Consider the following 487-nt stretch of genomic DNA (forward strand, 5'->3'; position numbering starts at 1 on the left):
GCAAGGCTCGAAGCGGGTGATCGGCTGTTGCGATTTTCCGGCTCGTGAAGGCGATAAGCGGCGATCCTTGCGGCGTCGATGCGGGCGAACAACTCGTCACCGGCTCGCACCATCTGCTCGTCATGCTGTCGTGCAGGGAGATTCCTTGCAGGATCGTACATGTCGATCGCCCGCTGGGAAGCACGGTGCTGAGCCTCCTCCTTCAGCGCCTCCTGCAGGCTTTCCTCTCCCTTCGATTGTTCGTAGAGATAGGTGTTTCCGTCCAGTGCTTCCCGGGCGTAGCGTTGGAGCACGGCGTCATATCGACTTGACACCGCAAGATAGTCAGCGCGAATGGTTGAACGCTCGTCATCGGATAGGTCACTGCGGGAATACTCGTTCGAGAACCTGGTCGTGGCGCGCTCAAGTGATTGGGCGGCAGCATCATACCCGGCCAAGATCTCATCTCCTTCACGCACAGCCCTTTCGCCATGGCGAGCGATTGCAC

Annotated in this window: 1 protein-coding gene; it reads right to left on the minus strand. The window is 59.3% G+C overall.

The features are described 5' to 3' along the window. Positions 1-437 (minus strand): hypothetical protein (locus tag EN742_RS37225; RefSeq protein ID WP_148670629.1); only part of this gene is annotated, 437 nt, incomplete at its 3' end. Positions 438-487 lie beyond the last annotated feature (50 nt).

The sequence above is a fragment of the Mesorhizobium sp. M4A.F.Ca.ET.020.02.1.1 genome (genome assembly GCF_004022645.1).
Lineage (GTDB): Bacteria > Pseudomonadota > Alphaproteobacteria > Rhizobiales > Rhizobiaceae > Mesorhizobium.